Source organism: Mesorhizobium sp. M0518, from assembly GCF_040321125.1.
Classification (GTDB): Bacteria; Pseudomonadota; Alphaproteobacteria; order Rhizobiales; family Rhizobiaceae; genus Mesorhizobium.
Genome location: NZ_JAMYQY010000001.1, coordinates 397,964 through 411,894, shown reverse-complemented (window position 1 = coordinate 411,894; position 13,931 = coordinate 397,964). Strand labels below are relative to the sequence as shown.

The window sequence follows — 13,931 nt, the reverse complement described above, 5'->3', positions numbered from 1 at the left end:
CACAAGGGGGAGGGTGAAGCAGAGCCTCTCTCCGCAGGAGCATCCTTGTCCGCCCCACTCATCGAAATGCGCGGCATCACCAAGAGCTTTGGCGCCGTCAAGGCGAACGAGGCCGTCGATCTCAGCGTCGCGCCCGGCGAGATCCTCGGGCTACTGGGCGAAAACGGCGCCGGCAAGACGACGCTGATGAATGTGCTGTTCGGCGCCTATGCGCCCGACGCCGGCGAGATTCTCATCCAGGGCCAGACGGTGCGGATCACCAGTTCCGCCGATGCGCTGGCCGCCGGCATCGGCATGGTGCACCAGCATTTTCACCTCGCGCCGCGGCTGACGGTGCTGGAAAACCTGCTCATCGGCATTCCCGGCAAGACAGGACGGATCGACCGCGCCGGCGGGCTGGCGCGGCTGGCCGAGATCGGCCGCCAGCATGGGCTGGTGCTTGACCCGGACCTGCCGGTCTCGGCGCTGTCGGTCGGCGAGCAGCAGCGGCTCGAAATCGTCAAGGCGCTGTTTCGTGGCGCCAGGCTGCTGATCCTCGACGAGCCGACGGCGGTGCTGGCGCCAAGCGAGGTCGACGGGCTGTTTTCGGCGTTGCGTTCTATGGCGGCGCAAGGTCTCGGCATCATCTTCATCTCGCACAAGCTCAACGAGGTGCGGGCGCTGACGCATCGCTGCACGGTGCTGCGGCATGGCCGCGTTGCCGGCCGCGTCGATGACCCGGCCAACACGACATCCTCGGAGATGGCAACACTGATGTGCGGCCATGAGATCGTGCCGCCGGCGCGGGGACCATCGGCGCCGGGTGCTGATGTGCTGACGCTCGACGGTATCTCAACCTCGCATCATTCGGGCACGGCGCTGCGCGACGTATCGCTTGCCGTCCGTGCCGGCGAAATCCTCGGCATTGCCGGGGTGTCGGGCAATGGCCAGCGGGCGCTGGCGGAGGTGATCTCCGGCGTGCGGGCGCCCGATGCCGGCCGGATGACGATTGCCGGCCAAAAGGTCTCGCGGTTCTCGCCGCGCGAGGTGCAGGCGCTCGGACTTGGCCGTATCCCGGAAGACCGCATGACGACCGGACTGGTGACCAATCTGCCGCTGGCCGATTCGATGGTGCTGCCGCGCATCGGCACCACAGCGTTCAGCAGCAGGGGCCTGCTCAAGCCCGATGCGGTCCGCGCCTTCACTGAGGCGCAGATCAAGGCCTATGATATCAGGTGCCCCGGGCCGATGACCCGCGCCGGGGCGCTGTCCGGCGGCAATCTGCAGAAGGCGTTGTTGGCACGCGAGCTTGCCTTCGATCCGAAGGTGCTTGTTGTCTCGCAGCCGACGCGCGGCCTTGACATCGGAGCCGCCCGCTTCATCCACGAAAAATTCCTCGACATGCGCGCCAAGGGCTGCGGCATCGTCGTCATTGGCGAGGATCTCGAAGAACTGCTGGTGCTCTGCGACCGCATCGCGGTGATGTATGAGGGCCGCATCGTCAGCACGCTCGACAGCGCCGATGCAACGATCGCACGGCTCGGCCTGATGATGACCGGGGCGGAGGGCCACAGCTGATGTTTCGCCTGGAGGTCCGCAGCTCGACGCCGACCTGGTTCAACCTCGCTCTGCCATTGCTCGCGATCGGAGCAACGCTCATCTTGTGCAGCGGCCTTATTGCGCTGGCCGGCGCCGGCGTGCTCGAAGCTTATGGCGTGATGTTCACGGCGTCGCTGGGCGACAGCTATGCGATCACCGAAACGATGGTGCGTGCAACACCCATGATCTTCACCGGACTGGCGGTCGCGGTCGCCTTCCGAGCAAAATTCTGGAACATCGGCGCCGAAGGGCAATTGCTTGCCGGCGCGGTGGCCAGCTGCTTTGTCGGCGCCATTCCAATGCCGGGGCCGCTCGCCATGGTCTTGATGGCGGTGGCGGGCGCCGCAGCGGGAGCCGCAGTCGCGTTGGTGCCGGCGACGCTCAGAGTAAAATTCAAGGTCGATGATGTCGTCAGTTCGCTGTTGCTCAACTCGGTCATCTATTACGCCTTGATGGCGCTGATCGAGGGGCCGTGGAAGGACAGTTTCAGCGGCTATCCGATCTCGCCGCCGATCGAGGATTCGGCCAATTTCCCGGTGCTGCTCGAAGGCACGCGGCTGCATCTCGGCGTCGTCGCGGCACTGATCGCGGCGCCGCTGATCTGGTTCCTGATCGTGCGCACGACGCTCGGCTTCAGGATCAGGGTCACCGGCGAAAACCCGGAAGCCGCCAGATATGGCGGCATCCACGTCGAGCGGGTGCTGATCTCGACGGCGCTGCTGTCCGGCGCGCTGGCCGGATTGGCCGGCGTCGGCGAGGTCGGCGGCGTGCATTTCCAGGTGATGAGCGACATCTCGCCGGGCTACGGTTATTCCGGCATCGTCGTTGCGATGCTGGCGCGGCTCAATCCGCTCGGCGTCGTGCCGGCGGCGATCTTCCTTGCCGCCGTGATGACCGGCGCCGAGGCGATGTCGCGGGCGACCGGCGTGCCGGCCTTCCTCAGCGACGTCATCCAGGGCACCGCATTGCTTGCCATGCTTGTGGCGCTGCTGTTCACCGCCTATCGCATCCGCCGCGTCGGAGTTGCCCGATGAGCGCGGTGTTCGAACAGATATTCCAGGTCGGCTTCCTGGCCGCGATCATCCGCATTGCCACGCCGCTGGCTTTCGCGACGCTCGGCGAAATGTTTTCCGAGCGGGCCGGCGTGCTCAATCTCGGCATCGAAGGCATCATGCTGTTGTCGGCGATGACGGGCTTCACCGCCGCCAGCCTCACCGGCAGCCTGTGGCTTGGCGTGCTGGCGGCGGTGCTCACCGGCATGCTGATGGGCGCGCTGCATGCGCTGTTCACCGTGGCGCTCGGCCTCAGCCAGCACGTCTGCGGCATCGGCGTGACGCTGTTCTCGTCGGGCCTCGCCTATTTCCTCTACCGGCTGATCTTCGGCCAGCAATCGGTGCCGCCCAGCATCAAGGGTTTTCAGACGCTGTCGATCCCGGTCCTCTCCGACATTCCAGTGCTCGGGCCGGCGGTGTTCAACCAGTTCGCGCTGGTCTACATGGCGATCCTCGCCATTCCGCTCGCCGCCTTCGTGCTCTACCGCACGCCATGGGGCCTGTCGGTGCGCATGGTCGGCGAAAACCCGCGCGCCGCGGATTCGGCGGGGGTCAGTGTCACCGCCACGCGCTTCCAGGCAGTCATCCTCGGCGGGGCGCTGATGGGGCTGGCCGGCGCCTTCCTGTCGATGGCGCAGTTCAACGCTTTCACCTTCGGCGTGGTGTCGGGGCGCGGCTGGGTGGCGATCGCGCTGGTCGTGTTCGGCCGCTGGGATCCGTGGCGCTCGGCGGGTGCGGCACTGCTGTTCGCCTTCGTCGATGCGCTGCAGCTGCGCATGCAGGCCAGCGGGCTCGGACACATCCCCTACGAGGCGTTCCTGATGCTGCCGTTCATCTTCACCATCGTCGCCATGGCGGTGATGTCGCGCAACGCGGTGGCACCGTCGGCGCTGCTCAAGCCGTTTCGGCGGGAAGAGCGGTAGCAAAGCTTGGGTTCCTCGCCCCGCAAAGCGGGGAGAGGTGGCCGCGAAGCGGTCGGAGAGAGGCCTGCGACGCTGGCGAGTTGTCGCCGAAGCAAGGCAAGGTCGAGCCATTCCCCCTCTCCGTCTCGGCTTCGCCGAGCCACCTCTCCCCCCATTCGTGGGGGCGAGGAACCCGCATCCTGCCAAGTTCGCGCCTTCTTTGAGCGTCTCACATCGCGGTAAAGCCGTTATCCACAAACAGATGCGTGCCGTTGACGAAGCTCGACTCGTCGCTGGCCAGGTAGAGCGCTGCCCTCGCCACCTCTTCCGGTTCGCCGATGCGGCCCTGCTGCGCGGCCAGCGCCGCGTCGGAGACGTCGACGCCGAGCCTGCCGAGGTCGGCGACCTCGCGCAGGCCGTGCGGCGTGCGGATGAAGCCGGGGCAGACCGCATTGCAGCGGATGTTGCGGTCGCGGAACTCGACGGCGATGGCGCGGGCGAACATGTGGCAAGCGCCCTTGGTGGTGTCATAGAGCACTTCGTTGGGAGTCGCCGCCACCGCCGAGATCGACGAAGTACAGACGATCGAGCCGCCGCCGGCCGCAATCATGCCGGGCAAAACGGCGCGCGTCATCAGGAACATCGAGCGCACATTGACGGCATGCAGCCAGTCCCATTCCTGGACCGTCGTCTCCAGGAAGGGTTTGATGACGATGGTGCCGGCGTGGTTGAACAGCACGGTGACCGGTCCGAGTTTTTCGATAGCACCCTTCACCGCCGTTTCGACCTGGGCTTCGTCGGAGACGTCGGCGATGAAATGCTCGGCTATCTGTCCCCGCGCGCGTATCGCCGCTGCGGTTGCGGCGGCCGCCTCGCCGTTGCGGTCGATGATCGCCACCTTGGCGCCTTCGGCGGCGAACAGCTCCGAAGCCGCTCCGCCCATTCCCGTCGCTCCTCCCGAAATGATGGCGACCTTGCCGGCCAGTCTTGTGCCCATTTTTCTGCCCCTGTGTGACGATTTCGCTTTGCTGGTTGGGCGATGCTACCGCGCCCGTGCCGGGCGGCCAATCCACGAATTGAGCGCAGCGAGGGCAAGGCCATAGGTCCATTCGGACGCAGAAGCAAAAAACGGACGCGCCATATGGATCGGCCGTCCGAGCGCTCCCTCTAAGCAAGTGCCTACCAACTTCCGGCATCATAGGAGAAAATTATTCTGTCTTTAGCCCAAAAATAGCAATCGACAAAGTCTACCAGTTTTATAGATTAATCGCCGAGACGGAGGTCGATATGTCCTACATCCAGAACGCCCAGACGGATCGCAGCGCTCAGCGGTCGGCCAATGCCCAGGCCTTTCGCCCGGCCTATGCCGGGGCTTTCGCCTATCTCGTCTTTGCCCTTGCGTTCGTGTTCACCGGGGCAGTTGTTCTGGGCCTTATTCCCTGAGTCGTCAGATCGACCGGGGTTAGCTGCCCACCGCTTTCAGGCAATCGGAGTTGAATGAACCGAATCCTCGGCGTGCTTTCGCGCGCCCGACACAACGGAGGACATGGCAATGCCGATCGAGTTCACGCATATTCCGGGTAAGACCGCCGATGCCGCGGTTCCCTTTTTCTACGACTTTGCCGAGACCGCGACCAAGCTCGGGCTGATCGAGGATGGCGGCTTCCGCAAGATCGTCGTCGACGATTCGGCCGGGCTGCTGACCAACATGGATCTTGCGGCCCAAGTGCTCGATCGCACCTCGTCGCTGGAAGTCGTGCTCACCCATTGGGCGGGCGTGGTCGAACCGACCGTGGCAGCCCGCCAACTGGCGTCGATCGACAGGAAAAGCGGCGGACGCCTGGCGCTGAGGATGATCAGCGAGCCGCTGAGCGACGCCGACGCCGAAACACGGCCGGTCGGGCACACCGTCATTTGGCAGCGCATAGACGAATATCTGGTGTTGCTGAAGCGGCTGTGGTCGAACGACCGGCCCTTCGACCACGAAGGAACGTTCTACAGCATCAAGGGCGGCTACGTGCCGCACAAGGGACCGCACGGCGCCGACCTGGTCATCCGCATGGGCGGGCAGTCCGGAACGGCACTCAAAGTTGCCGGCCGGCATGCCGATGTCTTTGAATTGGCACCGGGCTCGATCGATGAGATCCGGCAATTGATGGAGCGGGTGCGCCGCTCGGCCGCCGAACATGGCCGGGCCGGCAAGCTGCGCTTCGCGCTTCCGGTCGGGATTCACCAAGGTGCTTCCGCCTCCGGCCACAAGGCGATCGATGTTGCCGGGCCGCCAGCCCAGGCCGCCCTGTCGCTGCTTGCCTATGCAGCCCTCGGGATCGATGAATTCATGATTGTCGGCGTCGACACGCCGCGTGAGATCGCAACGGTCGGCCGGGAAACCATCGCCCTGCTGCGCAATTCGCTGGCGCGTCGCGAACACGAGGCATTCCAGCCTGGGGCATATGCGTCTCGTGCAGGATTGGAGACGCGCGCAACGGGCTGAGTTCTGGCCTACGGAATGAAAGCTATTCCGGTAACGCCGAGATCCTTCACACCCCCCTCTGTCCTGCCGGACATCTCCCCCGCAAGGGGGGAGATCGACAGCTTCACCCGCAGCGCTCGTCTTGCCACGTTGGCGATTAGTGAAAGCCGAGATGACAGCCAATCTCCCTCCTTGCGGGGGAGATGGCCGGCAGGCCAGAGGGGGGTGCTGTCCCGCCGGCATTGATCTTGGCGCCCTAACTCGCCATGCCCGACAATCGCGACAAGCCTTCAATGACAGCGCTGGAATCAGCGAGCGCGCCAAAGACGCCATCCTCAACCGTCACCATGTGAAGCGCTGCTTCGTGCGCTTGTCTGTCGCCGCTGGCGCAAGCGTCCGAGATCGTCAGGCATTGGAAATTCCGGTCGCAGGCTTCGCGCAGCGTGGTGTGGACGCAGACATCCGTCGTGCATCCGGAAAACATGAGATGCGTGATGCCTTGCGCGCGCAGGACAAGCTCGAAATCCGTATAAATGAAGGCGCTGTTGCAGGTCTTGTCGACAATGATGTCCTGCGGCGCCACATCGATCTCCTGAACGATCTGGAACCCCGTGCCCGAGCGCAGCAGGATATCGGTGCCGTCGAGACCGGCGCGCTTGCGGCGCCATTTTTCGTAAGGCGTCATATCGGCCATATCGGCCCGCTAGCCCTGCCTCGTGTGGATGACCCTGACGCCGGCCTTGCGCGCGGCCGCGATCAGCCGGCTCACCGTCGGCAGGATCGCCCTTAGAGGCGACGGGTCATAGCCCTGCCTGGCGAAGTAGCCTGATGTCGAAAGGAAATCCTGCTGCAGGTCGATGACGATCAGCGCGGTGTTTTCGGCCACCAGCCTGCCGTCATAGGGGAAATCGAAGGGCGTTGCCTTGATCATCCGGGGCTCCCTGCTTTGGGCCGCCACCATAGTGGATCAGCGCGACGACACCAGATGCTGGGCGTCGTGCAGGCGCCGATAGATGCCGCCGGCGCGGAGCAGTTCGCTGTGCGAACCCTGTTCGACGACGCCGGACTCCGAGACGACGACGATGCGGTCGGCGCCGCGGATCGTGGCCAGCCGGTGTGCGATGACCAGCGTGGTCCGACCCTCGGCAAGTTCGGCCAACGACTTCTGGATTTCGCGCTCGGTCTCGGTGTCGAGCGCCGACGTCGCCTCGTCGAGGATGAGGATCGGCGGGTTCTTCAGGAACATGCGGGCGATCGCCAGCCGCTGCTTCTGGCCGCCGGACAATTTTACGCCGCGCTCGCCGATGATCGTGTCAAAGCCGGCCGGCAGGCCCGATATCATGCCGTCTAGCTGCGCCCGCCGCGCGGCATCGGTGATGGCCTCGTCGGAGGCGCCGAGACGGCCATAGGCGATGTTTTCGCGGATCGAGCCGCCGAACAGGAAGACATCCTGCTGGACGATGCCGATCTGGCCACGCAGCGAAGCGAGCGTCATGTCCCTGATATCGATGCCGTCGATGCTGATCCGCCCGGCGCTGACTTCGTAGAACCGCGGCAGCAGCGAACATATGGTGGTCTTGCCGGCGCCCGACGGGCCGACGAAGGCGATGGTTTCGCCGGCGTGAATGGCGAGATCGATATCCCTGAGCACCGGCTTGCCGTCACCATAACCGAAGCTCACACCGCGATATTCGATGTCGCCCTTGAGCCCGCTGGCGGTAACGGCATCAGGCCGGTCGGCGATGTCGGGTTCGGTGTCGAGCAGCTCGGTGTAGCGGCGGAAGCCTGCAATGCCTTTTGGATAGGTCTCGATCACCGAATTGATCTTTTCGATCGGCCGCACGAAGACGCCGACCAGAAGCAGGAAGCCGACGAAGCCGCCATTGCTCAGGCCTCCCGTAATGACGAGGTAGCTGCCGGCGATCATGACCACGAGCTGGATCAGCCTGATGCCCATATAGTTCAGGGAATTGCTGGCCGACATGATGCGGTAGGCGTCGAGCTTGGTCTGGCGGTAGCGCTGGTTGTCATGCGCGAAAAGCGTGCGCTCATGCTCCTCATTGGCGAAGGCCTGGACGACGCGCATGCCGCCGACATTCTCCTCGATGCGGACGTTGAAATCGCCGACACGCCGATAGAGCGCCTGCCAGTTGCGCTCCATGCGGTCGCCGTAGCGCATCGTCACCCAGGCGATCAGAGGCACGATCACCGCCGTGATCAACGCCAGATGCATGTTGACCGTGAACATCAGCACGAAGGCGCCGGCGAAGGTCATGATGGCGATGAACAGGTCCTCGGGGCCATGATGCGCGATCTCGCCGATCTCCTCGAGATCCTTGGTGACGCGGCCGACGAGATGGCCGGTCTTGTGATTGTCGTAAAAGCGGAACGACAGTTTCTGCAGATGATCGAAGCTCTTGCGCCGCATCTCGGTCTCGATGTTGATGCCGAGCATGTGGCCCCAATAGGTGACGACCGCCATCAGCACCGTGTTGAGCAGATAGATCACCAGCAGCCCGGTCGAGGCGATGATGATCAGCGTCCAGTCCTGCTGCGGCAGCAGCTGGTCGACGAAGGTGCGGACCGCCATGGGAAAGCCGAGTTCAAGCAGGCCGGCCAGCACCGCGCAGGAGAAGTCGAGCGCGAACAGCCCCTTCCAGGGCGCGTAGTAGGAAAGGAAACGTCTGATCATCGAGGTGAACCGCAAGCTGTCTTGACGGGCGCGGTGAGCGCGCCGGCCGTCATCGGTGGGCGCTGCTTACAATCGGCAGCGCAAGGGCGGCAATATGCCAGGACGGACTTCATTGCCTGCCTTTCCACATCAGCGCCATGAAATAGGGGCCGCCGACGAAGGCGGCGATGAGGCCGGCAGGCACTTGCCAGGGAAAGATCAGCGTCCGCCCTGCCCAGTCGGCGGCAACGAGGATCAGCCCGCCTGTCATGGCCGAAGCCAGAAGCTGCGGCACGGCGCGGCGGAAGCCGAGCATGCGTGCGAGATGCGGCGCCATCAGGCCGACGAAGCTCAACGGGCCGATGACCAATGTTGCGGTTGCGGTGGCCAATGCGGTGAGCGCAAGTAATGTGGCGCGAACACGTCCCAGTCGCAGGCCAAGGCCACGCGCGGCGGTTTCGCCGAGCGGCAGTATATCGAGCCAGCGCGCGGTCAGCGGCGCCAGCGCGAGGACGGTGACCGCGACCGTTGCGGCGGTGAAGGCATCCGTTGGCGTTGCGCGATAGGTCGATCCCGACAGCCAGGTGAGCAGGAAGTCCATGCGCGGATCGCCGCTGGCCAGAAGCAGCGCGGCGAAGGCGGACGCGACGGTCGCCACGGCGACGCCGGCAAGCAGCAGCCGTTCCGGCGACAGGGCATTGCGCCGCCCGGCCAGAACAACGATCGTCAGCGCCAGCAAGGCGCCGGCGAGGGCGGCGCCGAGCATTGCCGCGCGGTCGAAGCCGTCGCTGAGCAGCAGCAGCGCCAGCACGCCGAAAGAGGCGCCGCCGGAAATGCCCAGGACCTCGGGTGCGGCCATCGGGTTGCCGGTCATGCGTTGCATCAGCGTGCCGGCGACGGCGAGCAGGACGCCCGCCGACAGGGCGACGACGACGCGAGGCGCGCGCAGGGCAAGCAGCTCGGTCAAATCCGCGGATGCGATCCAGTGCCAACCGCCTACGCCACGGCCAAAGCCGATGGCGAGGACAACCGCGAGGATGAGCGCCAGCAGGCCCGCGATCAACGGCAGGCCGTTTGTCGGCAGGCGTATCGACGACACCATGTCGGCCTGCCTTTCGGGGGTGGTTCGCATTCGCGGCAACAGGAACAGCAGCAGCGGCGCGCCGAGCAAAGCGGTCGCGGTGCCGGCGGGAATTTCGCCGGCGAACGGCAGATGCTGCACCAGACGGTCGGTGAGCCAGAGCAGGGCGCCGCCGACCAGCGGCGACCAGACCAGGCGGCGGCCAAGCGTGCGCGCTCCGGCCAGCCGCGCCAGCGCCGGGGCGGCGAGCGCCACGAAACCGATGACGCCGATTTCGGCGACGACCAGCGCGCTAAGCGAGACGGCGACTGCCATGCCGGCAAGACGGATGACGGCCGGCCGGGTGCCGAGCGATGCCGCGCCGTCGTCGCTGAGATCGAGCAGGCGGAGCGGTCGCCAGAGCAGGAACGCGGCGCAGATGCCGGCCAGCAGCCACGGCGCCAGAACAACGACCGCCGCGTCGCCATTCTGCACCAGCGAGCCGCTCTGCCAGATGAACAGCTCCTCGGTGTATTCGCGGTTGAGCGCCATCAGCAGCGCGCCGGCGGAGCCGAAAGTGAGGCTGACGACGAGGCCGGCGATGATGATCGACACTGGCGAAAAGCTGCGCCCGCGCGCCAGTGCGAAAACGGCTGATGTGGCGAGAGCGCCGCCAGCCAGCGCCACGCCTTCGCGGCCGCCTTCCAGCAGCCATGGTGCGTAGAGGGTGGCGGCCGCCAAAGCGAGGCTCGCTCCGGCATTGGTGCCGATCGTGGTCGGCTCGGCCAGCGGGTTGCGCAGCACATGCTGCATGACGACACCGGCGAGACCGAGTGCCGCGCCGGCCAGCACGCCGACGGCAACACGCGGCAGGAAGGCATAGCGATACAGCAACTGCACTGGATCGGATGTATCGGGGGCGGTGAGCGCCTGCCACCACAGGTGCGTCGGCAGAATATGGATGAGATCGAAGACGGTCAGCATCAGCGCCAGGCCCGCGGGCACGGCCACCAGCAGGATGAGCGCGCCGATGCCGTCGCGCTGTCGCGGCAGGGACATTGCCTGGGAAATCATGCCGCTGCCACGAATTCGGCGAAACGCGCGGCAGCAGTGAGACCGCCGAACGGCCAGACCGGCGGAATGGTCCGCACCTGGCCGTTCCGGACGCAGGGCAGATTGGCCCAGAGCGAGCTGCGGGCAATCCTGATCCTGACGTGCGGCGGGATCGGATCGAGCGAGATCAGTTGTGCCTCGCCGACGGCGACCAATTCCTCGATGCCGACCGTGGAGAAGCCCCATTCATTGGTGGCGCCGGTCCAGGCGTTGACGAGGCCGAGCCGGTCGAGGACATCCTGCAGCAGGCTGCCGGCGCCGTAGACGCGGACATGCCGATCATCGAACATGCTGACGACGCAGACCGGTTTTTGCACCGCCCGCTCCAGCCTGGCACGCGCTTGGGCGATCGAGGCTTCGATGCGCCCGACAAGGTTTTCCGCTTCCGTCCTGCGGCCAAGCATGTCGCCAAGCTGCAGCGTCACCTGTTGCGCCTGCGCGTAAGGTGGAGCCTTGCCGCTGTAGAACGGCACGTTGAAGGTCGGCGCCAATCTGGTGAAGCTGTTCTCGTCCAAGCCATAGCCATAGGCGCCGACGATCAGGTCGGGCCGCAATTCCCGAAGCAGTTCGAGATTGGGTTCGCTGCGCGATCCCAGGTCGATGGTGGCCTGCGGCAGTGCCGGGCCCTGGACCCAGTCGTCATAACCCCTGATGTCGCCGACGGCGAGCGGCGACAGGCCGAGCGAGACCACCATTTCGGCCGATGTCCATTCCAGGCAGACGACGCGGGCAGGTGCCGCGCGTGCCGTGCCGCCGGGCAAAGCGAGACCGGTCGCGGCGAGGCCGGCAAGACACTGGCGCCGTGTCAGCGCCGCCATTTTGGGCCGGCCCGCCACACTGCTTCTACCATGTGTATTTCACCGCGCCGTTGATCCTGCGGCCCTCGCCATAGAAGCAGCCGAAGCCCGAGGAGAAACAGGAGGCGACATAGCGTTTGTCGAACAGATTGCTGACATTGAGGCTGAGTGTGGCATTCTGCCAGGTGTAATGGACCGCCGCATCGGCGAGCACGACCGATGGAACCTTGAAGGTGTTGGCGTCGTCGCCATAGGTCGAGCCGACATAGCGGACGCCGGCGCCCAGCCCCAGGCCCTCCAGGCGGCCGCTGCCGAGGGTGTAATTCGCCCACAGCGACGCGGAATGCGTCGGTACGCCGAAGGGTGTGTTGCCCTCGTTGCTGGAGCCGTCATCGTTGACACTCGTCGGGCTGGTGATCTTGGTGTCGAGATAGGTGTAAGCCGCTCTCAGATCGATCCCCGCATCGAGACTCGCCACTGCTTCCAGCTCGATGCCACGCGAACGGATCTCGCCGGTCTGGAAGATGTCGTCGGGGCGACCGGTGCCGCCATAGCGCACGACATTCTGCCGCGTCAGGTCGAAGGCCGAGGCGGTGATGAACGAGTTCCAGCCGATCGGTTGGTATTTCAGCCCGATCTCGTACTGCCTGCCGGTCTCGGGCACGAACAGATTGCCGTCGCTGTCGGCGCCCGCCACTGGCTGGAACGATTCGGAATAGCTGACATAGGGCGCAAGTCCGTTGTCGGCGAGGTAGACGAGCCCCGCCCGGCTGGTGAAGGCGTTGTCCTTCTGCTCGGGAATGTAGCCGCCGGCCAGATTGTCGTAGACCTTGGCGTCCGACCAATCCTGGCGACCACCCAGCGTCAGCCGCCAGTTGCCCAGCTTGACCTGGTCCTGCGCATAAAGTCCGATCTGCTGCTGGGTGGTGTCGGTATCGGTGTAGGGCGTCAAACCGGTCACCGGGCTGCCATAGACCGGGTCGAAGATGTTGAGGTTGTCGACAGCCCCTTCGGACGCATAGTCGCGATAGGTGTAGCGCTTGTAGTCGAGACCCATCAGCAGCGTATGGGCGAGCGGTCCAGTGTCGAAATCGGCCTGTGCCTGGTTGTCGATGGTCACACCGCTGAGCTTGGTGCCGCCGGCATCGGCATAACGGGAATAGTCGCCGGCATCGTTCAGAAGACCGCCGCCGAAGACGCCCTCCTCGGTATGGGTGAGATGGACGTAGCGGGCATGCTGGCGGACCTGCCAGGTCTCGTTGAAACGATGATCGAATTCGTAGCCGATCGACGCCTGGTCGTTGTTGTAGCTGTCGAATCCGGGCTCACCGACGAACATGCCGTTGGGCAAGAACTTGCCATCCTTGCCCGGCGTGATCGTGCCGTATGCCGGCAGATATTGCATCGCCCATCCGGAGCGGTCGCGCTGGTAGTTGGCGAGGATGGTCAGGCTGGTGTCGGCATCGGGCTGCCAGGTGATCGCCGGGGCGATGAAGATGCGATCGTCCTTGACGAAGTCGGTCTGCGTGTCGCCCATGTGAGCGGCGCCGGTGAGGCGAAACAGCAGCGACTTGTCGGCGTTCACGGCACCGCTGAAGTCGAACTTGCCTTGATAGTGATTGAAGCTGCCGCCACCGAATTCGACCTCGCGCAGGTTTTCCTCGGTTGGCCGTTTGCTGACATAGTTGATGATGCCGCCGGGGCTTGCCTGGCCGTAGAGCACCGATGCTGGTCCACGCAGCACTTCGTAGCGTTCGGCGCCATAGGAATCGAGCGCGGTGAACAGGGTGAAATTGCTCTCCTTGAGCTGCAGGCCGTCCTTGTAGAAGACGCCGTTGGCGTTTGAAATGCCGCGCAACTGCAGGCCGAGGCCGCGATTGTCGGTGCCGTAGAGATTGCCGGTGGCGCCGGGTGTGTAGCGCAACGCGCTGTTCAGGCTGTCGACGGCCTGCGCTTCCATCTGGTCTCGGGTGATGACCGATATCGACTGCGGCGTCTCGACCAGCGGCGTGTCGGTCTTGGTACCGGTGGAGCCCTTGGTGGCTACGTAGCCCTTGACCGGCCCGAAGGCGCTTTCGACACGTTCCTGGACGTTGATCGGGTCGAGGGTGGTGGTGACCGTCTCCTGGGCCAGGGCATGGCCGCAGCCAAGCAGGGCCGGCAGCGACACCGTCGCGATCAGCAGGCGCTTTCGCGCTATCCGGTCCTGCCAAATCAGTCCATGTCCCGAAATCATCCTGCGCGCCCCCTGTTTCCAAATTTTCGTGCCGATATTGCCGGTAGCG

The 13,931-nt window shown here is 65.0% G+C and carries 10 protein-coding genes and 1 pseudogene; 5 read left to right on the top strand and 6 right to left on the bottom strand.

Features of this window, described 5'->3' with window-relative positions; translation table 11 throughout:
• Window positions 1-45: 45 nt before the first annotated feature.
• Genes NKI66_RS02035 through NKI66_RS02025 form a run of 3 tightly spaced genes read left to right on the top strand, consistent with a single transcriptional unit; the run spans window position 46 to window position 3,553 of the window.
• Window positions 46-1,557, top strand: a complete 1,512-nt coding sequence (locus NKI66_RS02035; protein ID WP_502900908.1) for an ABC transporter ATP-binding protein — start codon at window positions 46-48, stop codon at window positions 1,555-1,557.
• Entirely contained in the window at window positions 1,557-2,612 is a 1,056-nt protein-coding gene (locus NKI66_RS02030) for an ABC transporter permease (RefSeq protein WP_127329777.1), read from the top strand. The genes NKI66_RS02035 and NKI66_RS02030 overlap by 1 nt, the downstream gene beginning before the upstream one ends.
• The gene (locus NKI66_RS02025; RefSeq protein ID WP_023811181.1) at window positions 2,609-3,553 is read left to right on the top strand and encodes an ABC transporter permease; all 945 of its coding nucleotides are present in this window, start codon (window positions 2,609-2,611) and stop codon (window positions 3,551-3,553) included. The genes NKI66_RS02030 and NKI66_RS02025 overlap by 4 nt, the downstream gene beginning before the upstream one ends.
• Before the next feature lie 208 nt (window positions 3,554-3,761).
• On the opposite strand, the gene NKI66_RS02020 is transcribed toward NKI66_RS02025, so the two are convergent.
• Entirely contained in the window at window positions 3,762-4,529 is a 768-nt protein-coding gene (locus NKI66_RS02020; RefSeq protein ID WP_023811180.1) for an SDR family NAD(P)-dependent oxidoreductase, read from the bottom strand.
• Between the two features lie 290 nt (window positions 4,530-4,819).
• Between NKI66_RS02020 and NKI66_RS02015 the strand changes: the two genes are divergently transcribed.
• Together NKI66_RS02015 and NKI66_RS02010 are read left to right on the top strand one after the other, a co-directional pair.
• Window positions 4,820-4,975 carry a hypothetical protein gene (locus tag NKI66_RS02015; RefSeq protein ID WP_023811179.1) on the top strand — a complete coding sequence of 52 codons (156 nt, stop codon included), beginning with the start codon at window positions 4,820-4,822 and terminating at the stop codon, window positions 4,973-4,975.
• Window positions 4,976-5,084: 109 nt separating this feature from the next.
• Window positions 5,085-6,026: an LLM class flavin-dependent oxidoreductase gene (locus NKI66_RS02010; protein WP_023811178.1), complete on the top strand. Its 942-nt coding sequence runs from the start codon at window positions 5,085-5,087 to the stop codon at window positions 6,024-6,026.
• A 235-nt stretch (window positions 6,027-6,261) separates the two neighbouring features.
• On the opposite strand, the pseudogene NKI66_RS02005 reads toward NKI66_RS02010, so the two are convergent.
• From NKI66_RS02005 to NKI66_RS01985, 5 genes and pseudogenes are all read right to left on the bottom strand, one after another.
• Window positions 6,262-6,936, bottom strand: a pseudogene (locus NKI66_RS02005) (cysteine hydrolase family protein).
• A gap of 36 nt (window positions 6,937-6,972) precedes the next feature.
• Window positions 6,973-8,697, bottom strand: coding sequence for an ABC transporter ATP-binding protein (locus NKI66_RS02000; RefSeq protein WP_352442124.1), 1,725 nt, complete (start codon window positions 8,695-8,697; stop codon window positions 6,973-6,975).
• A gap of 109 nt (window positions 8,698-8,806) precedes the next feature.
• Window positions 8,807-10,810, bottom strand: a complete 2,004-nt coding sequence (fhuB, locus tag NKI66_RS01995; RefSeq protein WP_352750654.1) for a Fe(3+)-hydroxamate ABC transporter permease FhuB — start codon at window positions 10,808-10,810, stop codon at window positions 8,807-8,809.
• A complete protein-coding gene (locus NKI66_RS01990; RefSeq protein WP_352750652.1) occupies window positions 10,807-11,667 on the bottom strand; it encodes an ABC transporter substrate-binding protein in 861 nt (286 codons plus the stop codon). The genes fhuB and NKI66_RS01990 overlap by 4 nt, the downstream gene beginning before the upstream one ends.
• Window positions 11,668-11,692: 25 nt before the next feature.
• Complete coding sequence (locus NKI66_RS01985; RefSeq protein ID WP_352750650.1) at window positions 11,693-13,882, bottom strand: TonB-dependent siderophore receptor; 2,190 nt, start codon at window positions 13,880-13,882, stop codon at window positions 11,693-11,695.
• Between the last annotated feature and the right edge of the window lie 49 nt (window positions 13,883-13,931).

What these genes read in the sequence shown, in the direction of transcription:
- NKI66_RS02025 (WP_023811181.1), top strand. Translation starts at nt 2,609, where the DNA reads ATGAGCGCGGTGTTCGAACAGATATTCCAGGTCGGCTTCCTGGCCGCG.
- NKI66_RS02020 (WP_023811180.1), bottom strand. Translation starts at nt 4,529, where the DNA reads ATGGGCACAAGACTGGCCGGCAAGGTCGCCATCATTTCGGGAGGAGCG.
- fhuB (WP_352750654.1), bottom strand. Translation starts at nt 10,810, where the DNA reads ATGATTTCCCAGGCAATGTCCCTGCCGCGACAGCGCGACGGCATCGGC.
- NKI66_RS01990 (WP_352750652.1), bottom strand. Translation starts at nt 11,667, where the DNA reads ATGGCGGCGCTGACACGGCGCCAGTGTCTTGCCGGCCTCGCCGCGACC.
- NKI66_RS02000 (WP_352442124.1), bottom strand. Translation starts at nt 8,697, where the DNA reads ATGATCAGACGTTTCCTTTCCTACTACGCGCCCTGGAAGGGGCTGTTC.
- NKI66_RS01985 (WP_352750650.1), bottom strand. Translation starts at nt 13,882, where the DNA reads ATGATTTCGGGACATGGACTGATTTGGCAGGACCGGATAGCGCGAAAG.
- NKI66_RS02010 (WP_023811178.1), top strand. Translation starts at nt 5,085, where the DNA reads ATGCCGATCGAGTTCACGCATATTCCGGGTAAGACCGCCGATGCCGCG.
- NKI66_RS02030 (WP_127329777.1), top strand. Translation starts at nt 1,557, where the DNA reads ATGTTTCGCCTGGAGGTCCGCAGCTCGACGCCGACCTGGTTCAACCTC.
- NKI66_RS02015 (WP_023811179.1), top strand. Translation starts at nt 4,820, where the DNA reads ATGTCCTACATCCAGAACGCCCAGACGGATCGCAGCGCTCAGCGGTCG.